This is a genomic window from Sphingosinicella flava (assembly GCF_016025255.1).
Taxonomy (GTDB): domain Bacteria; phylum Pseudomonadota; class Alphaproteobacteria; order Sphingomonadales; family Sphingomonadaceae; genus Allosphingosinicella; species Allosphingosinicella flava.
Genome location: NZ_CP065592.1, coordinates 1,971,585 through 1,988,776, shown reverse-complemented (window position 1 = coordinate 1,988,776; position 17,192 = coordinate 1,971,585). Strand labels below are relative to the sequence as shown.

The following is a 17,192-nucleotide window of genomic DNA, read 5'->3' as shown; positions in this document are numbered from 1 at the left end:
CCCTAGTCGAAGAGGCTGGAGACCGAGCTTTCCTGTGAGATGCGCTTGATCGCTTCGGCCAGCAAGGGTGCAACGGTCAGGATGCGGATTTTCTCCGATCCTTGGACCACCTCGTGCAACCCGATTGAATCGGTGACGACGAGCTCGCGCAGCTCCGATTTCTCGACGCGCGCCACTGCGCCGCCCGACAGCACACCGTGGGTGCAATAAGCGACCACGTCTTCCGCCCCCGCCTGCTTGAGGGCGGCGGCGGCGTTGCAGAGCGTGCCCGCCGAATCGACGATGTCGTCGATGAGGATGCAGAAGCGGCCATCGACATCGCCGATGATGTTCATCACTTCCGATTCGCCCGCCCGCTCGCGGCGCTTGTCGACGATGGCGAGCGGGGCGTTGTTGAGACGCTTGGCGAGCGCGCGGGCGCGGACCACGCCGCCGACGTCGGGCGACACGACGGTGATGTTGCGCCCGGCGAAACGCGCCTGAATGTCGGCCGACATGACGGGGGCCGCGTAGAGATTGTCGGTCGGAATATCGAAGAAGCCCTGGATCTGCCCGGCGTGCAGGTCGATCGACAGGACGCGATTGGCACCCGCGACGGTGATGAGGTTGGCGACGAGCTTGGCCGAGATCGGCGTGCGGGGTCCGGGCTTCCGGTCCTGCCGCGCATAACCGAAGTAGGGGAGGACCGCGGTGATGCGCTTGGCCGAAGAGCGGCGGAGCGCGTCGATGCAGATGAGCAGCTCCATCAGATTGTCGTTCGCCGGATAGGCGGTCGGCTGGATGACGAACACGTCCTCGCCGCGCACATTCTCGTTGATCTCGACGAACACTTCCTCGTCGGCGAAGCGCTTCACGGCCGCATCGGTCATCGGGATTTCGAGGTAATCGGCAATCGCCTTCGCGAGCGGAAGGTTCGCGTTGCCCGACATCAATTTCATGGCTTTTCCCCGTGCGGCTGCTCGGATGCCCTTTAAGCGGCGCGAAGGGCTTGCGGCAAGGGGCGTTGCCGACATGCCCCCCGCTCATTAGAGGCTTGGGGCATGACCATCGTCACCCGCTTCGCGCCCTCGCCGACCGGCAAGCTCCACGTCGGCAACATCCGCACCGCGCTCCACAATTGGCTGTGGGCGAAGCGGCATGGGGGGCGCTTCATCCTGCGGCTGGACGATACCGACAAGGAGCGGTCGCGCGAGGAATATGCGGACTCGATCCGTGCCGACCTCCAGTGGCTGGGCCTCGACTGGGACGAGGAGCATCGCCAGTCGCAGCGTTTCCATCGCTACGAGACGGCGGTCGACCGGCTGCGCGAGATGGGCCGTGTCTATCCCTGCTATGAGACGGCGCAGGAGCTGGACCTGAAGCGCAAGGTGCAGCTGAGCCGGGGCAAGCCGCCCGTCTACGACCGCGCGGCCCTCGCCCTTACCGACGCCGATTTCGAGCGGTTCGAAAAGGAAGGCCGCCAGCCGCACTGGCGCTTCAAGCTCGACCATTCCAAGCCGATCGAATGGCAGGACGGCATTCGCGGCCGCCAGCATTTCGACCCCGCCTTGCTCTCCGACCCGGTCATCCGGCGCGAGGACGGTAGCTGGCTCTACATGCTGCCAAGTGCGGTCGACGATGTGGATTTCGGCGTCACCCATGTCGTGCGCGGCGAGGACCATGTCACCAATACCGGTCTTCAGATCCAGATGTTCGAAGCCTTAGGTGCCCCGGTCCCCGCCTTCGCGCACGAGGCGCTGCTTGTGGGTTCGGAAGGGAAATTGTCGAAACGCCTCGGCTCGCTCGGCGTCGAAACGATGCGCGAAGCGGGCATCGAGCCCATGGCCCTCATCGCCAAGCTCGCCCGCATCGGCACCAGCCAGCCGGTCGAAGCGGTCCCAACGCCCGCGCCTTTGATCGAGGCCTTCTGCTTCGACACGTTCGGCCGCGCACCCGCCCGGTTCGACATGGAGGAACTGGAGGGTTTGAACGCCCGCATCATCCACCAACTCGATTACGATCAGGTCGCCGGCCGCCTGCCCGCCGGCATGGACCGCGCGGGCTGGGAAGCGGTGCGGCCCAACCTGCGCACGGTCGCCGAGGCCGCCGACTGGTGGCATATCGTCGAAGGGCCAGTAACGGTCGAAGCGGACCCGGCGGATGCGGCCTTCCTCGCCGCCGCCGTGCGTCGCGCGGAAACGCTCGACTGGTCGGATGCGCCCTGGCAAGCGCTCACTGCCACGCTCAAGGCGGAGACCGGACGGGGCGGAAAGGCCCTGTTCCTCCCCCTGCGCCGTGCCCTTACCGGACGGGACAGTGGCCCCGAAATGGGGCCTCTCGTGAAACTGATTGGCAAGGACCGCAGCATCGCTCGCCTCCGGGCGGCCTCCCGGCACTGATCCATGGCTCTGAGTCACCCCGGACTTGATCCGGGGGTCTATGAATGCCGGGGCGACTTTTAATTAGGCTGCCAATGTTCGTGGATTCCGCTTTCGCCGGAATGACGAAATAAAGCAAAAGCCCTTGCCAAAGAAACATTATATCATCATGATATGTTGTAACGTCATGAAGAACGTTGAAGGAGAGAGTCGATGGAAGGAGGATTTCTCACCCCACGGAAAAGCAATGCAGCGAGCCTTGTCGCCGTCATCGCCCTGCATGGGGCGGCGCTGACCGCATTGGCGCTGTCGAAGATGGACATGCCGATCAAGGAATTCATCCCGAGGCTCACCGTCGAAAATATCCCGATCCCGCCCGACCCCCCCAAAGTCATTCCCGAACAGCAGCCACAAAAGCAAAAGGCCACAGCGCCTTCGGAGCTTCAGGCCATCAAGCCGCCGATGGACCTGCCCAACAATTCTTCGGTAGAAGGAAAAACGAACCCCGACCCGACGCCGCCTATCGGCGCCATGCCAGGGGAGAAGGTTGTCCTTCCCGAAGACAAAGGGCCGGTTGTCCTTCCGCCCCCAGCGCCGGTCCGCGTCGCCGCGCAGATCGATCCCCGCTACGCCGACGCGCTCCAGCCGCCTTATCCCCCCTCCGAACAGCGGATGAGCAATGAGGGCAAGGTTTCCGTTCGCGTCACCATCGGCACCGACGGCCGGGTGAAGGCAGTGCGCAAGATCTCGGCGACCAGTGATGCCTTCTACAAGGCGACCGAACGGCAGGCGCTCACCCGCTGGCGCTTCAAGCCGGCGGCCGTCGATGGCAAGGCCGTCGAGAGCGAAAAGGTGATGACCGTCACCTTCCAGATGGAACGATAAGCGGCGGGAAGAAGGGCTGGCGTATCTCCCGCGCCAGCCCTATCTTTCGCCCATGGCTCTTCCCCGCCCCTCTTCGCCCAAGGCGCTTCTCGCCGATTTAAGGGCTTTCGCGCGCGAGCGCAGACCGCATCAGTGGATCGCCGCCATCCTCGCCATCGTGATGCCGGTCGTAATCCTCGTCGGTTTCTACCTGGATTCGCGCACCAACATCGCGCCGGGCGAACAGCTCATCTATGTCGAAAATTGGCGCGCCGACCGCACGGATGCCGAGATTATCGCCCAGCAGAAGATCGACCAGGCGGCGAAGGAAAAGCGCGCCGCCGAACGCCAGCGCCAATTCCAGAAGCTTGAGAAGCAGCTCGGCATCTGATGACCGACAATGATTGGATGCGGGCCGCGATTGCGCTTGGAGAACAGGCGCAAGGCCGGACCGCGCCCAATCCCAATGTCGGCTGCGTCATCGTCAAGCAGGGCCGTGTCGTGGGGAAGGGCGCCACGCAGCCGGGAGGCCGCCCGCACGCGGAAGCCGTGGCCCTCAAGGAAGCCGGAGACGCCGCGGCGGGCGCGACCGTCTACGTGACGCTCGAACCCTGTGCGCACGAAAGCACCCGTGGCCCGGCATGCACCGATCTCCTGATCGCCGCCGGTGTCGACCGAGTGGTGATCGGCACGCGCGACCCGGACACGCGCACCAAGGGCAAGGGTATTGCCCGGCTTCAGGACGCGGGAATCGAGGTTGAAGTGGGCCGCCTCCGGGATGCGGCTGCGGCCTCGATGGCGGGATTCTTCACGCGGCTCGAACGGGGTCGCCCCCTCGTCACCCTGAAACTCGCCATGTCCTTGGACGGCAAGATCGCGCTTCCCTCCGGCGAGAGCAAATGGATTACGGGCGAGGATGCGCGCCGCCATGTCCACGAGATACGCGCGCGGTCCGACATGATTCTTGTCGGGCGCGGCACTTATGCGGCCGACGCGCCGCGTCTCGACGTGCGCCTCCCCGGGCTGGAGGACTATTCGCCGCGCAAGGCCCTGCTCACCAGCGGCGAGGGCATTGAAGGCTGGGCAAGGCTCGCGAGCCCCGAGGACGTCTACGGCCTCGCGGATGTGAACGACCTGCTGGTCGAGGGCGGATCGGGCGCGGCCTCCGCCTTCCTCGCCGCCGACCTGGTCGACCGCCTGCTCATCTACCGCGCGCCGATCCTGATCGGCGAGGGCAAGTCGTCGCTGGGCTATATCGGCCTCACCGCCCTCGCCGACGCCCACCGCCGCTGGCGCTTCGTTTCTGCGGAGATGCTTGGCATCGATCGGCTCGAAGTCTACGAGCGCGACCGGACCGAAGGATCCTGACCCATGTTCACCGGCATCATCACCGACATCGGCCGCATCGACGCCGCCGAGCAGAAAGGCGACCTGCGCCTCACCATCTCCTGCGGCTACGCCATGGACAGCGTCGACCTCGGCGCGTCCATCGCCTGTTCGGGCGTATGCCTGACGGTGGTCGACAAGGGGCCGGGCTGGTTCGCCGTCGATCTCTCCGCCGAAACCGTCTCCCGCACCGCGCCGGGCCTGTGGACGGAGGGCAATCGCCTGAACCTCGAACGCGCGCTCCGCGTCGGGGACGAGCTGGGCGGCCATATCGTCACCGGCCATGTCGACGGCATCGGCACGGTAGAGGCGGTCACTCCGATCGGCGATTCCTTGAAAATGACAGTGATCGCGGACGAGGACATTGCTCCTTATCTCGCCGCCAAAGGCTCGATCACCCTGGACGGAGTGTCGCTGACCGTGAACGAGGTGGAAAATATCGCTGACGGCGTGCGCTTCGCCATCAACATCATTCCCCATACGGCCGCCCAGACAACCTTTTCCGATCTGGTGGCGGGCAGGAAACTCAACATCGAGATCGACATCCTTGCCCGCTACCTCGGCCGCATGATGGATTTGCGTCGTTGATGTGAATCAGTCTTGCTGGATCACATTCCAATGTGATATGCGGCCTCTATGAGCACGATATTGATCGACAAACTGTGCGAGCTGGTCACAACCGGCGGCATGTCGCGGTCCGGCTTATCCCGGGCGGCGGGACTTCACCCCAACTCTTTGCGCAAACTCGGCGATGACGACTGGAACCCGACCGCCGATACCTTGCTGAAGCTCGAGAAATTCCTCGCCAGCGGCAGCTTCGGCGTGATGGCGACGCCGGAGCAGATCATCGACGAAGCGCGCAACGGCCGCATGTTCATCCTCGTCGATGACGACGACCGGGAGAATGAGGGCGATCTCGTCATCCCGGCGCAAATGGCAACGCCGGACGCGATCAACTTCATGGCGAAGCATGGGCGCGGTCTCATCTGCCTCGCCCTTTCCAAGAGCCGGGTCGACCAGCTTCAACTCGGCCTGATGTCGCGCAACAATGGCACGCGGCACGAAACCGCCTTTACCACCTCGATCGAGGCGCGGGACGGCGTCACCACCGGCATTTCCGCCGCCGACCGCGCGCGCACCATCTCCGTCGCGATCGATGCGTCCAAAGGGCCGGAGCATATCGTGACGCCTGGCCACGTCTTCCCGCTCGTCGCGCGCGAAGGCGGCGTGCTCGTCCGCGCCGGTCATACCGAGGCGGCGGTCGACGTGTCGCGCCTCGCCGGGCTCAATCCGTCGGGCGTGATCTGCGAGATCATGCGCGAAGACGGGACGATGGCGCGGATGGACGATCTCATCGCATTCGCCCAGCTCCACGGCCTCAAGATCGGCACGATCCGCGATTTGATCGCCTATCGCCTGAAGAAGGATCATCTCGTCGAACAGACAGCCGAGGCGCCCTTCGAAAGCCGGTGGGGCGGCACCTGGACCGCGAAGAGCTTCCTCAACAAGGCGACCGGCATCGAGCAGATTGCGCTGGTGAAGGGCCGGATCGATCCGGGCAAGCCGACGCTCGTCCGCATGCACGCCCTCAGCATGTTCTCCGACGCCTTCGCCGAGAACGATCCCCGTTCCGGACTGCTCCAGGGCGCCATGCAGGCGATCGCCGAGGAAGGGGCGGGCGTAATCGTCGTCATCAACCGGCCCTTGTCCAACGCCTTGTCGAACGAGCTCGACAAGCGCGCGGGCAAGCAGGTTATGCAGGACAGCGAACAGCTGCGCGATTACGGCGTCGGCGCGCAGATCCTCTCCGCGCTCGGCGTCCACGAGATGATCCTGCTCACCAACACCCATCACACGCCCGTGGCCCTCGGCGGCTACGGCCTCTCCATCGTCGGCGAACGGCCGATCCCCCTGAAAGGCTGATCCCATGGCGAGACTGCTCATCGTGGAAGCGCGCTTCTACGACCATCTGAACGACATGCTCTTGGACGGCGCCCGCGCCGCGATCGAGGAAGCGGGCCATGCGCATGAGACGGTCACGGTACCCGGCGCGCTGGAAGTGCCCGGCGCCATCGCGCTCGCCGCCGAAACCGGGCGCTATGACGGCTATGTCGCGCTCGGCGTCGTGATCCGGGGCGAAACCTATCATTTCGAAATCGTGTCGAACGAAAGCGCGCGCGGCATCATGGCCCTCACCATGGACGGCATCGCCATCGGCAACGGCATCTTGACGGTCGAAAACGAAGCCCAGGCCCTCGCCCGCGCCAGCCGCCAGGTGAAGGACAAAGGCGGCGAGGCGGCGAAGGCGGCGCTCGCGATGATGGCGCTAAAAGAGCGCTTCACTTAGCTGTTCCCCGGCGGAGGCCGGGGTCCAGCGGCTCCGACCGCGCCACTGTGCTCCGGCCTCCGCCGGAGCACAACCAACTTACGCAGCCGCAGCCGCTTCCGCCTCCGGATAGTCGATATAGCCTTCGGGCCCCTGGCTGTACCAGGTCGACGGATCGTCCTTCGCCCATTCCGCGCCGCTTTCGATGCGCCGGGGCAGATCCGGATTGGCGATGAACGGCCGCCCGAAACTGATCGCGTCGGCGACGCCTTCGCTCAGCGCCTCTTCCGCCCGCGCCGCACTATAGTCGGAATTGAGAACCAGAGGGCCGTGGAAGACCTTGCGGATGGCGGGCGCGATCGGCTCCCGTTCCCCCTTGCCGAACGTGCCGTCGAGCGGTGGCTCGCGCAGCTCTAGGAAGGCGATGCCGATTTCGTCCAACACCGCGGCGGCGGCGGTGAACAGGGCTTCGGGATCGCTGTCGTTCACCCCTTGCGATTCGCCGTTCGGAGACAGGCGGACGGCGGTGCGCTCCGGACCCACCACGTCGGCGATGGCGCGCGTCGCCTGACGCAGCAGGCGGATGCGATTCTCGACCGGGCCGCCATAATCGTCGTCGCGATGATTGCTGCCGTCCCGAAGGAATTGATCGATCAGATAGCCGTTGGCGGCATGAAGCTGCACGCCGTCGAAGCCTGCGGCGATCGCATGACCCGCCGCCCGCGCATAATCGTCGAGAATGTCCGGTATCTCGTCCAGCGCCAACGCCCGCGCTTCTTCATAAGGCTGCCGGCCGTCATAAGTATGCGCCTTATTGGGAGCTGTGGTGGCCGACGCGGAGACCGGTTTCTCCCCATCCAGGAAGCTCGGATGGACGAGGCGTCCCATATGCCAGAGCTGGCAGAAGATTCGCCCGCCCGCTTCGTGCACTGCCTCCGTGACCGGCTTCCAGGCTTCCACCTGTTCCATCGTCCAGAGGCCGGGCGCATAGGGCCAGCCGAGCCCCTGGCGGCTGATCCCCGTCGCCTCCGTGATGATCAGGCCCGCGCCCGCGCGCTGCGCATAATAGGTCTTCATAAGCTCGGTCGGCACATGCTCCCGCGTTGCGCGGGCGCGGGTCAGCGGCGCCATGACGATGCGATTGGGACAGGTGACGGCGCCGAAAGTGACGGGATCGAACAGGGAAGCCAAGGACGCACTCCTTTTCCGGTGAAACAGGAAGGTCAGCACTTAGGAAGCGGCGAGCCAAAGCGGAAGGGCGCGAGGCAACGTTTCGCCCGGCGGCGAATTGCTATAGCCACCCCCACATGCTCCAGACCCCGCCGCTTCGCTCTCCGACGGGCCGATACGCCTTCGCGGCCTTGATCGCGGCGAACCTGATGCTCGCCTTCGGGCCGTGGCTGGTCCGCCTGTCCGACGTCGGGCCGGTTGCGGCCGGCTTCTGGCGGCTGGCACTGGCCGTGCCTTTCCTCTTCCTGCTCGCGGGGATCGGGCGGCGCGAGACGATCATGCCGCCGCGCGCGCTGTTCCTCATGATCGTGCTGGGCGGCCTGTTCTTCGCGGCGGACCTTGCCGCCTGGCACTATGGCATCGTCCGCACCAAGCTCGCCAACGCCACCCTCTTCGGCAATATGAGCAGCCTCATCTTCGCACTTTACGGCTTCCTCCTCGTGCGCCGCCTGCCGAGCCGGCTGCAAATGGCGGCGCTTGGCCTTGCCGTTGCGGGATCGGCCCTGCTGTTCGGGTCGAGCTACGAACTCTCGCCCGACCATCTCGAGGGCGATCTCTTCGCCCTGCTCGCCGGGCTGTTCTATACTTTCTACCTGATCGCGATGGACCGCGCGCGCCGGACGATGGCGCCGATGCCGGTGCTTGCGCTGTCGACGCTGGCGGGAACCGCGCCGCTCCTCCTCTTCGCTCTCATCGCAGGCGAGGCGGTCGTGCCGGACAGCTGGACGCCCCTGCTGCTCCTGTCGCTCGGCAGCCAGGTGATGGGGCAGGGCCTGCTCCTCTACGCCATGGGCTATCTCTCGCCCCTGATCGTCGGGCTCGGCCTCCTGACCCAGCCCGCCGTCACCGCGCTGATCGGCTGGCTGGCCTATGACGAGCGGCTTGGCGCCGCGGACCTCGCCGGCGCATTGCTCATCTGCATCGCGCTGGTCCTGATCCGCCTTCCCGACCGCCGCTGAGCTTGCAAGCGGGCCGCGCCGTCCTCATCTTGGGGACAAGGAGAGACGATATGGCGAGCGCTTTCATTCCGCCCATAGAGATGACGCTGGACGAGCTGCGCGATGCGCTCGCGCCGCTCATCCCCGGCAATGCCGCCTTCGACGGCTGGAGCGACAAGGCGCTCGCCATGGCGGCCGCGGAACTCGGCGTTCCCGCCGACCGCGCGAAGCTCGCCTTTCCGGGCGGCTCCGTCCAGATGATCGACGCTTGGTTCGACGCCACGGACCGCGGCATGGCGGCCGCTTTCCCGCCAGAGCGGATCGCCGGAATGAAGATCCGCCAGCGCATCCGCGATCTCGTCCTCTACCGGATCGAAGCGATGGCACCGCACAAGGAAGCCCTGCGCCGCGCCTTCGCCATCCTCTCCATGCCGCAAAACGCGCTGTCGGCGGCCAAGCTCGCCTGGCGTGCGGCGGACCGCATGTGGCGCCTGGCGGGCGACACCGCGACCGATTTCAACCATTATTCGAAGCGTGGCATTCTGTCCGCCCTCTATACCTCGACGATGCTGGTCTTCATGGACGACGAGAGCGAGGGTCTGGCCGAAACGAAGGGCTTCCTCGACCGTCGCATCGACGACGTGATGCGGTTCGAAAAGTTCAAGGCGCAGTGGAAGGGCGGCGGCGAGCGCGTGCCGAGCCTCAGCCGCTTTCTCGGCCGCCTGCGCTACCCCGCGATATAAGGCTTAGGACGCCATCCGCAGGGTTGGGCCCGCCATTGCGGTCGCGGGCCGTTGAAAGGGCGACGCGAAACGCTTCACCCGCCTGCCGCTCGACCACAATTCCACCGTTTCCATCCCGCGCAGATCCTCCGCGATCGCGATCGCTTGCGCATCGCTCGCCGCGTTGAATTCCTTGTAGGAGCGGATTTCGCGGTGACGGTCGCCAAGGAGGTAAAGACGGTAGGTGGCCATGATCAGTCCTTCGTTTCTGCCCTGTTCAGGGCAGGCTAGAATCGCTCGCCATCCCGCTTTGTTCCAAAAGCCATGGCGGCCATTCGAACGGATTGATCTATGTCAATCGGAGGGGGCCATTTGCGGTGGAGCGCTCCGCCACCGCCGCAAAATGAGCCGCCGGGACTGCCGACTCAAGTCTGGCTTTTGCCGAAAGTTATTGATAATCACTCGCATCAATATGAACGCCACGTCCTTCAGCCTCGATCAGCTTCCATTCCGGACGCCCGCCGTCGTGACGGCGATCGATTGGCCGCAGCTCAGCGGCGGCGACGCCCGGCGGCTGCGCAATCTCGGCTTCGACGAGGGCGTCGCGATCGAGGCGCTACACGCCGCGCCCTTTGGCAAGGATCCATTGGCGGTACGGATCGGCCGGATGACGGTCGCGATGCGGCGCGCCCAAGCCCGGGCGGTTCGGGTGGAGGTCAAATGACCACCATTCCCCTCGTCGCCGTCGTCGGCAATCCCAATGCTGGCAAGAGCGCCCTCTTCAACATGCTGACCGGCGCGCGGCAGAAGGTCGGCAATTATCCGGGCGTCACCGTGGAACGGAAGTCGGGCCGCCTGTCGCTCGCCGATGGACGCCCGGTCGAGCTGGTCGATCTGCCCGGCGCCTACAGCCTCGATCCGTCGAGCCCGGACGAGGAAGTGACCCGCGACGTGGTGATCGGGCGGCAGCAGGGCGAAAGGCTGCCCGACGCGCTCCTCATCGTCCTTGATGCCACGAATCTCGACAATCACCTGCGTTTCGCGCTGCAGCTGATCGGCCTCGGACTGCCCACCGTGGTCGCGCTCAATATGGTCGACCTCGCAACCCGCGACGGACTCACCATCAACATCGCCCGCCTGTCAGAGGAATTGGGCGTGCCCGTCATCGAAACCGTCGCGGTGCGTCGCCGGGGCATCGACAGCCTGAAGGAAGCGCTGAGTCTTGCCGTCACCGCCGAGCGCCGCGCCCGCGCCCCGGACGAGGATTTCACTGCCGTCCAGCGCCGCGCCCGCGCCATCGCCCGCGCGTCCGTGCTCGGCGAATCGGCCGGGAACCGGACGACCGGCCTGATCGACCGTATCGCCCTTCATCCCGTGGCGGGCCCAATCATCTTCGCGCTTATCATGTTTTTCATCTTCCAGGCGGTCTTCGCCTGGTCTGAAGCGCCGGTCGGCTGGCTCGAAGGCGCCGTCGCGGCGTTGCAGGGCGCGGCGGTCGACGCCATGCCGGACACCTTCCTGCGCTCGATGATCGTCGACGGCGTTCTGGGCGGCGTCGGCGCGGTCGTCGTCTTCCTGCCGCAGATCCTGATCCTCTTCCTCTTCATCCTTCTGCTCGAAGCCACCGGCTATATGGTCCGTGCCGCCTTCTTGATGGACCGGCTGATGGCGCGGGTCGGCCTTTCCGGCCATGCCTTCATCCCGCTCCTCTCCTCCTTCGCCTGCGCGGTGCCCGGCATCATGGCGACCCGCACGATCGAGGATCCGAAGCACCGGCTCACAACCATCCTCATCGCCCCGCTCATGACCTGCTCGGCGCGGTTGCCCGTCTACGCCGTCATCATCGGCGCCTTCATCCCGGCCGCAGATGTGGGGTCCGGCATCGGCCTTCAGGGCCTGGTCCTCTTCGGCCTCTATCTCGCGGGCATCGTGGGCGCACTTTCCGCCGCCGCCATCCTCCGCCGCACGGTGGCGAAGGGCAGCCATCAAAGCTTCATGATGGAAATGCCTAAATATCAGCTGCCGAGCGCGCGCGACGTCGCCATCGGCCTGTGGCAGCGTGCGGCGATCTTCCTGAAGCGCGCGGGCACCATCATCCTCGTCTCGACGATCATACTCTGGGCTCTGCTCTCCTTCCCGCAGCCGAAGGAAGGCGAGACGACGCTCGACAGTTCGATCGCCGGCAAGCTCGCAAGCGGCCTCGAGACCGTGGTGCGCCCGATCGGCTTCAACCACGAAATCGCGCTTGCCCTCATCCCCGCCATGGCCGCGCGCGAAGTGGCGGTATCGGCGCTCGCCACGGCCTATTCCATCGAATCGGATGACGAGGCGCAGACCGAGCAGTCGCTGATCGAAAGGCTGCGTGGCCGCTGGTCGCTGCCGACCGCCTTGGCCTTCCTCGCCTGGTTCGTCTTCGCGCCGCAATGCCTGTCGACCATCGCCGTGACGCGGCGGGAAACGAACGGGTGGAAGTGGCCGGCATTCATGCTGGCCTATCTGTTCGGCCTTGCCTATCTGGCGGCGGGCACGACATACTGGCTGGCAATCGCGGCAGGTCTTTAGGAGCTTTTTACATGGCGGGTTCGGTCAACAAGGTAATTCTGGTCGGCAATCTCGGGCAGGATCCCGAATCCCGCTCGCTCGGCAATGGCGGAGAGGTGGTGAACCTGTCGGTCGCGACGTCCGAAACGTGGAAGGACCGCGACGGCAACCGTCAGGAGCGGACCGAGTGGCACCGCGTCGTCATCTTCAACGAAAATCTGGGCAAGGTCGCCAAATCCTACCTGCGCAAGGGCTCCAAGGTCTATCTCGAGGGCCAGCTGCAGACCCGCAAATGGCAGGACAATAACGGGCAGGACAAATATTCGACCGAGGTCGTGCTGCAGCGCTTCCGCGGCGAACTGGTCCTCCTCGATGCGCGCGGCGGCGGTTCTGGCGGTGGCGGCGGATCGGGCGGCGGCTATGACGATGGCGGCTACGATCAGAGCTTTGGCGGGGGCCAATCCTCCGGCTTCGGCGGCGGGCAGAGCCGCCCCCAGCAGCGCCCCGCGCCCGCCTTCGACAGCGACCTGGACGACGACGTCCCGTTCTGACGGTCCGGCGGCCGTCCAACCGGCTCCTCCCCACACCGTCATCCCGGTGAAAGCCGGGATCTCATGGGCCAGAACGCGCTCTTCCGCCACGATATTCCGGCTTTCGCCGGAATGACGATCACTTTTTCTTGAGCGCCGCGAGACCCGCGAAGGGCGAGGATTCGCGCTTGGCTACCTCTTCGGTTTTCACCCCCGCCTCGCGCAGAGCCTCCTCCGCGTTCGGCGCCCGGGGCCAAGGATCGAGGCTGAGCGACAGGGTCTCGGCCACTGCTTCACCCACGTCGATCATGGCGCCTTGATAGAAGACCACATCGCACTCGGCCTCGCTCAATTCGATTTCATCGTCCGGCGTGGCGTCCACGGGTTCCGGCCGGAAGAGAATGTCGAAGTCCTCTTCGATCACGGCCTCCAGGGGCACGCCGCTCGCGACGCAACTTTGCGTGACCGCGGCTTCAAGGCGGCCTTTGGCGGTCACGGCCGTGCCGTCCCGCTTCAGCGTCAGGGTCGCCGCCAGCCGGTCGATGGCGACGAGATCGAACCGTTCCGCAAGGGCCGCGCGCTCGGTGGCGTCGGCTTCCACCGCCATCGGCTTGCCGGTCGCGGGCAGCGTGTCGAGGCGCACCGGACGGCTGAATTCAGCTTGGCTGCTCATAGGGCCGGCAAATCCCCGGCGATCACCGCCTCGACGGGCCGTTCGCCAAGCGCATTGTGGAAGCGTTCGAGGCGCGCGGCGATGAACGACACCGCCGCATCGGACGGGGGCGCATCGTGGAAGATGTTGCGGCTGACCGGCCCCTCGAGACCCTCGCCGCTGTCGAGCGCCCCGCGCATCGTGCCGATCCGGCCCCCGAGCGCGCCCATCATCTTGCCGATATTCTTGCCGACCATCAGGTCGCCGGTGCCCATCTGGCGGATATTGCCGTCCATGTCGGCGATGAACAATTCGGTCAGGAGCGCCGCGTCGGCCCGCGCCGCCTCCCCGCCTTGTTCAAGCCGGATTAAGACGAGGGAGAGGATGGTGGCGATCATGTCGAACCGTCCATCCACACTATCCGGCACGCTGCCGTCGCGATACCAGACCGGGTCGCGCCCGGTGGCGACGATGGACCGATAAAGTGGCTGCAACCGTGACGATTGCCGGCTTTTGCCGAAAAGGCGTTCCAGAAAAGACAATGGGTTTTCCTCTTGTCGCCCGGACGGACTTGCGCCGCCGGTGCAGGAGCGCATATTGGGGTTTCCAATCGCGGCCTGCAAGGCGGACGCCGGGGCAAAGCGTGCACCGGATGTTTTCAGGAGTTTATTCAGCATGACCCTCCGGATCGGACGAAGCGTCGCTTTGGCCTCCCTCCTCGCCGCCAGCGCGCTCGTTTCCGCCTGCGGCCAGATCACCGACCGTCAGGGCTATATGCAGGATCCGGTGCTGACCGCCTCCATCCAGCCCGGCGTCGACAATCGCGAGTCCGTGGCGGGCACGCTGGGCCGTCCGACTTTCGTCGGCCAATTCGACCAGCGCGACTGGTATTATGTGACGCGCGTCACGAAGCAGTTCGGCTTCAACCTGCCGCGCCCCGCGACTCAGTCGGTGCTGCACATTCGCTTCGACGAAGCCGGCAACGTGCTTACCACCGAGCGCACCGGCATCGACAAGGTCGCCTCGATCCAGCCTTATGACGAAAAGACGCCGACGCTCGGCCGCGACCGCAGCTTCCTGGAGGAGCTGTTCGGCAATATCGGCACCGTCGGCGCGCCGGGCGCGGGCACCAACCCCACGCCGCAATAAGAGACAGGCAGATTTGTGCTCCGGCGAAAGCCGGAGCCCAGTCATTCGACTAGTGCCGCTGGGCTCCGGCTTTCGCCGGAGCACTGAAATGTCAGCGGGCAATTCCTCCCGCCGACAGGACGGCGAGCGTGACGAGATCCGATGCGGTCGCCGACATCGGCGCGATCTGCACCGGCTGGTCCATGCCGACGAGGATCGGCCCGATCACCGAATCGCCGCCCAGCTCGCGCAGCAATTTCGCCGACAAATTGGCCGATTGCAGGCCGGGCATGACGAGGATGTTGGCCGGTCCCGACAGACGGATGAACGGATATTTGTCCGCCATCGCTGGATTGAGGGCGACGTCCGGCGACATTTCCCCTTCATATTCGAAATCGGTCTGCCGCTGATCGAGCAGGGTCACGGCGTCGCGCACGTTGTCGAGCCATTTCCCCTCCGGATTGCCGAAATTGGAATAAGACAGGAAGGCGACGCGCGGCTCGTGCCCCATGCGGCGGGCGACGGCCGCCGCGTGCTCGGCGATGTCGGCAAGCTGGGTCGCGGTCGGCCGCTCGGTCACCGTCGTGTCGGCCATGAACACGGTGTGGCTTTGCCCGACCAGGACATGCATGCCGAACGGCGTCACGGCGCCCGCCGCGTCGATCACGCGCCGCAGCTGGCTGTAGGTCTGCGCGTAAGGCCGGGTGACGCCGCTGATCAGCGCATCGCCCTCGCCGAGCGCCAGAAGCGCGGCGGCGAAGGTGTTGCGGTCCTGCTTCACCATCCGCTCGACCTCGCGGGCGAGATAGCCGCGCCGCTGCAGGCGAGCGTAGAGATGGTCGATCATACGGGGCACGAGCGGCGAATTGCGGCTGTTATGCACCTCGTAGGATTCAGGGTCCGCGACGCCCATCGCGCGCAAGCGGTCGTGCACATCGTCGCGTCCGACCAGCACCGGAATGCCGTAGCCTCCCTCGCGGAAGGCGACGGCGGCGCGAAGCACCACTTCTTCTTCGCCTTCCGCGAAGATCACCCGGCGCGGATTGGCACGCGCCGCTTCGTAAGCAAGAGTCAGGACGGACGTGGTCGGGTTCATCCGCGCGCGCAGGGCCATGCGATAGGCCGCCATGTCCTCGATCCCCTTCTGCGCGACTCCGCTGTCCATCGCCGCCTGGGCGACGGCGGTGGGCACCATTTCCATGAGGCGCGGATCGAAGGGGGCGGGGATGATGTAATCGGGGCCGAAGCTCTGCGCCTTGCCGCCATAGGCCGCCGCCACTTCTTCCGGCACCTGCTGCCGGGCGAGTTCGGCGATGGCATGGGCCGCCGCGATCTTCATCTCGTCGTTGATCGTCGTCGCCCGCACGTCGAGCGCGCCGCGGAAGATGAAGGGGAAGCCCAGCACATTGTTGACTTGATTGGGATAGTCCGAGCGTCCGGTCGCGACGATGGCGTCGGGCCGCGCCGCCTTTGCCTCGGTCGGCAATATCTCCGGATCCGGATTGGCCATGGCGAAGATGATCGGCTGCGCCGCCATGTCCGTCACCATATCGGGCTTCAGCGCTCCGGCGGCGGAGAGGCCGAGGAAGATGTCGGCGCCCGCCAGCGCTTCTTTAAGCGTCCGCGCGTCGGTCGCGATCGCATGGGCGGACTTCCACTGGTCCATCCCGCCTTCGCGGCCCTGATAGATGACGCCCTGCCGGTCGCACATGATGACATGATCGTGGCGCACGCCCATCGCTTTGATGAGCTCCGTGCAGGCGATCGCCGCCGCGCCCGCGCCGTTCACCACGACCTTCACGTCCTTCAGAGCGCGCCCCGTCAACAGGCAGGCATTGATGATCCCGGCGGCGGTGATGATCGCCGTGCCGTGCTGATCGTCGTGAAAGACCGGAATGTTCATCCGTTCGCGCAACGCCTGCTCGATGATGAAGCAGGACGGCGCGGCGATATCCTCCAGGTTGATGCCGCCGAAGCTCGGCTCGAGCAGCGCGACCGCGTTCACGAACGCATCGACATCCTCGGTCGCGAGTTCGAGGTCGATCGAGTCGACATCGGCGAAGCGTTTGAAGAGCACCGCTTTGCCTTCCATCACCGGTTTCGACGCCAGCGCGCCGAGATTGCCGAGGCCGAGGATCGCCGTGCCGTTGGAGATGACGGCGACGAGGTTGCCCTTGGCGGTATAATCATAGGCGCAGGCGGGATTGGCGGCGATCGCGCGCACCGGCACCGCGACGCCGGGGGAATAAGCAAGGGAGAGGTCGCGCTGCGTCGCCATCGGCTTCGACGCCACGATCTCGATCTTTCCGGGGCGGCCCTTGGCATGGAAGTGCAGGGCTTCGGCTTCGGAAAAGGTGATATTGCTTTCGCTCATGCGCCGAAGTCTCCCATTGGTCGCCTTCCTCTAGAGGCCATTTTTGAAGAGTTGAACCCTGTTGTGCTCCGGCGAAAGCCGGAGCCCAGCGGCGCCGGTCGAACGGCTGGGTTCCGGCCTTCGCCGGAACACAATGAACCTTGT

Annotated in this window: 19 protein-coding genes; 13 read left to right on the top strand and 6 right to left on the bottom strand. The window is 65.6% G+C overall.

Annotated elements, in window-relative coordinates; all coding sequences use genetic code 11:
• Window positions 1-2 precede the first annotated feature (2 nt).
• Window positions 3-938, bottom strand: coding sequence for a ribose-phosphate pyrophosphokinase (locus IC614_RS10175; protein ID WP_200971289.1), 936 nt, complete (start codon window positions 936-938; stop codon window positions 3-5).
• 102 nt (window positions 939-1,040) lie between these two features.
• Between IC614_RS10175 and gltX the strand changes: the two genes are divergently transcribed.
• From gltX to ribH, 7 genes are all read left to right on the top strand, one after another.
• Complete coding sequence (gene gltX / locus IC614_RS10170) at window positions 1,041-2,378, top strand: glutamate--tRNA ligase (protein WP_200971288.1); 1,338 nt, start codon at window positions 1,041-1,043, stop codon at window positions 2,376-2,378.
• A 192-nt stretch (window positions 2,379-2,570) separates the two neighbouring features.
• Window positions 2,571-3,242, top strand: a complete 672-nt coding sequence (locus tag IC614_RS10165; RefSeq protein WP_200971286.1) for an energy transducer TonB — start codon at window positions 2,571-2,573, stop codon at window positions 3,240-3,242.
• Between the two features lie 52 nt (window positions 3,243-3,294).
• Window positions 3,295-3,612, top strand: coding sequence for a hypothetical protein (locus tag IC614_RS10160; RefSeq protein WP_200971284.1), 318 nt, complete (start codon window positions 3,295-3,297; stop codon window positions 3,610-3,612).
• Window positions 3,612-4,589, top strand: a complete 978-nt coding sequence (gene ribD, locus IC614_RS10155; RefSeq protein ID WP_226372635.1) for a bifunctional diaminohydroxyphosphoribosylaminopyrimidine deaminase/5-amino-6-(5-phosphoribosylamino)uracil reductase RibD — start codon at window positions 3,612-3,614, stop codon at window positions 4,587-4,589. Before IC614_RS10160 ends, ribD begins: the two co-directional genes overlap by 1 nt.
• Window positions 4,590-4,592: 3 nt before the next feature.
• Entirely contained in the window at window positions 4,593-5,195 is a 603-nt protein-coding gene (locus IC614_RS10150) for a riboflavin synthase (RefSeq protein ID WP_200971282.1), read from the top strand.
• Window positions 5,196-5,243: 48 nt separating this feature from the next.
• Window positions 5,244-6,530 carry a 3,4-dihydroxy-2-butanone-4-phosphate synthase gene (gene ribB / locus IC614_RS10145; protein WP_200971280.1) on the top strand — a complete coding sequence of 429 codons (1,287 nt, stop codon included), beginning with the start codon at window positions 5,244-5,246 and terminating at the stop codon, window positions 6,528-6,530.
• 4 nt (window positions 6,531-6,534) lie between these two features.
• A complete protein-coding gene (ribH, locus tag IC614_RS10140; RefSeq protein WP_200971278.1) occupies window positions 6,535-6,954 on the top strand; it encodes a 6,7-dimethyl-8-ribityllumazine synthase in 420 nt (139 codons plus the stop codon).
• Window positions 6,955-7,032: 78 nt separating this feature from the next.
• Here ribH and IC614_RS10135 read toward each other — a convergent pair whose 3' ends face one another.
• Entirely contained in the window at window positions 7,033-8,124 is a 1,092-nt protein-coding gene (locus IC614_RS10135) for an alkene reductase (protein ID WP_200971276.1), read from the bottom strand.
• Window positions 8,125-8,240: 116 nt separating this feature from the next.
• Between IC614_RS10135 and IC614_RS10130 the strand changes: the two genes are divergently transcribed.
• Complete coding sequence (locus IC614_RS10130) at window positions 8,241-9,122, top strand: DMT family transporter (protein ID WP_200971274.1); 882 nt, start codon at window positions 8,241-8,243, stop codon at window positions 9,120-9,122.
• 50 nt (window positions 9,123-9,172) lie between these two features.
• Window positions 9,173-9,844 (top strand): COQ9 family protein, encoded by a 672-nt coding sequence (locus tag IC614_RS10125; protein WP_226372634.1) that lies wholly within the window; start codon window positions 9,173-9,175, stop codon window positions 9,842-9,844.
• 3 nt (window positions 9,845-9,847) lie between these two features.
• On the opposite strand, the gene IC614_RS10120 is transcribed toward IC614_RS10125, so the two are convergent.
• On the bottom strand, window positions 9,848-10,075 hold the full coding sequence (locus IC614_RS10120; RefSeq protein ID WP_200971272.1) for a hypothetical protein: 228 nt from the start codon (window positions 10,073-10,075) through the stop codon (window positions 9,848-9,850).
• 220 nt (window positions 10,076-10,295) lie between these two features.
• Between IC614_RS10120 and IC614_RS10115 the strand changes: the two genes are divergently transcribed.
• From IC614_RS10115 to ssb, 3 genes are read left to right on the top strand one after another with little or no spacing between them, the layout of a single operon-like run.
• Window positions 10,296-10,547: a FeoA family protein gene (locus tag IC614_RS10115; RefSeq protein ID WP_200971270.1), complete on the top strand. Its 252-nt coding sequence runs from the start codon at window positions 10,296-10,298 to the stop codon at window positions 10,545-10,547.
• Window positions 10,544-12,385 (top strand): ferrous iron transporter B, encoded by a 1,842-nt coding sequence (feoB, locus tag IC614_RS10110; RefSeq protein WP_200971268.1) that lies wholly within the window; start codon window positions 10,544-10,546, stop codon window positions 12,383-12,385. Before IC614_RS10115 ends, feoB begins: the two co-directional genes overlap by 4 nt.
• A gap of 11 nt (window positions 12,386-12,396) precedes the next feature.
• Window positions 12,397-12,915 carry a single-stranded DNA-binding protein gene (gene ssb / locus IC614_RS10105; RefSeq protein WP_200971266.1) on the top strand — a complete coding sequence of 173 codons (519 nt, stop codon included), beginning with the start codon at window positions 12,397-12,399 and terminating at the stop codon, window positions 12,913-12,915.
• 118 nt (window positions 12,916-13,033) lie between these two features.
• On the opposite strand, the gene IC614_RS10100 is transcribed toward ssb, so the two are convergent.
• Both IC614_RS10100 and IC614_RS10095 read right to left on the bottom strand, forming a co-directional pair.
• Window positions 13,034-13,567 (bottom strand): YceD family protein, encoded by a 534-nt coding sequence (locus IC614_RS10100; RefSeq protein WP_200971264.1) that lies wholly within the window; start codon window positions 13,565-13,567, stop codon window positions 13,034-13,036.
• Window positions 13,564-14,040 carry a ubiquinol-cytochrome C chaperone family protein gene (locus IC614_RS10095; RefSeq protein ID WP_226372633.1) on the bottom strand — a complete coding sequence of 159 codons (477 nt, stop codon included), beginning with the start codon at window positions 14,038-14,040 and terminating at the stop codon, window positions 13,564-13,566. Before IC614_RS10095 ends, IC614_RS10100 begins: the two co-directional genes overlap by 4 nt.
• Before the next feature lie 181 nt (window positions 14,041-14,221).
• Here IC614_RS10095 and IC614_RS10090 point away from each other — a divergent pair, with 181 nt between their 5' ends.
• Window positions 14,222-14,695 (top strand): outer membrane protein assembly factor BamE, encoded by a 474-nt coding sequence (locus tag IC614_RS10090; RefSeq protein ID WP_200971260.1) that lies wholly within the window; start codon window positions 14,222-14,224, stop codon window positions 14,693-14,695.
• 91 nt (window positions 14,696-14,786) lie between these two features.
• Here IC614_RS10090 and IC614_RS10085 read toward each other — a convergent pair whose 3' ends face one another.
• Entirely contained in the window at window positions 14,787-17,048 is a 2,262-nt protein-coding gene (locus IC614_RS10085) for an NADP-dependent malic enzyme (RefSeq protein ID WP_200971259.1), read from the bottom strand.
• Window positions 17,049-17,192: the final 144 nt, after the last annotated feature.

Coding starts and splice junctions, on each gene's coding strand:
- ribB (WP_200971280.1), top strand. CDS start 5,244: ATGAGCACGATATTGATCGACAAACTGTGCGAGCTGGTCACAACCGGC.
- IC614_RS10160 (WP_200971284.1), top strand. CDS start 3,295: ATGGCTCTTCCCCGCCCCTCTTCGCCCAAGGCGCTTCTCGCCGATTTA.
- IC614_RS10175 (WP_200971289.1), bottom strand. CDS start 938: ATGAAATTGATGTCGGGCAACGCGAACCTTCCGCTCGCGAAGGCGATT.
- IC614_RS10130 (WP_200971274.1), top strand. CDS start 8,241: ATGCTCCAGACCCCGCCGCTTCGCTCTCCGACGGGCCGATACGCCTTC.
- IC614_RS10085 (WP_200971259.1), bottom strand. CDS start 17,048: ATGAGCGAAAGCAATATCACCTTTTCCGAAGCCGAAGCCCTGCACTTC.
- ribH (WP_200971278.1), top strand. CDS start 6,535: ATGGCGAGACTGCTCATCGTGGAAGCGCGCTTCTACGACCATCTGAAC.
- IC614_RS10165 (WP_200971286.1), top strand. CDS start 2,571: ATGGAAGGAGGATTTCTCACCCCACGGAAAAGCAATGCAGCGAGCCTT.
- IC614_RS10150 (WP_200971282.1), top strand. CDS start 4,593: ATGTTCACCGGCATCATCACCGACATCGGCCGCATCGACGCCGCCGAG.
- IC614_RS10090 (WP_200971260.1), top strand. CDS start 14,222: ATGACCCTCCGGATCGGACGAAGCGTCGCTTTGGCCTCCCTCCTCGCC.
- IC614_RS10100 (WP_200971264.1), bottom strand. CDS start 13,567: ATGAGCAGCCAAGCTGAATTCAGCCGTCCGGTGCGCCTCGACACGCTG.
- ssb (WP_200971266.1), top strand. CDS start 12,397: ATGGCGGGTTCGGTCAACAAGGTAATTCTGGTCGGCAATCTCGGGCAG.
- ribD (WP_226372635.1), top strand. CDS start 3,612: ATGACCGACAATGATTGGATGCGGGCCGCGATTGCGCTTGGAGAACAG.
- IC614_RS10125 (WP_226372634.1), top strand. CDS start 9,173: ATGGCGAGCGCTTTCATTCCGCCCATAGAGATGACGCTGGACGAGCTG.
- gltX (WP_200971288.1), top strand. CDS start 1,041: ATGACCATCGTCACCCGCTTCGCGCCCTCGCCGACCGGCAAGCTCCAC.
- IC614_RS10120 (WP_200971272.1), bottom strand. CDS start 10,075: ATGGCCACCTACCGTCTTTACCTCCTTGGCGACCGTCACCGCGAAATC.
- feoB (WP_200971268.1), top strand. CDS start 10,544: ATGACCACCATTCCCCTCGTCGCCGTCGTCGGCAATCCCAATGCTGGC.
- IC614_RS10115 (WP_200971270.1), top strand. CDS start 10,296: ATGAACGCCACGTCCTTCAGCCTCGATCAGCTTCCATTCCGGACGCCC.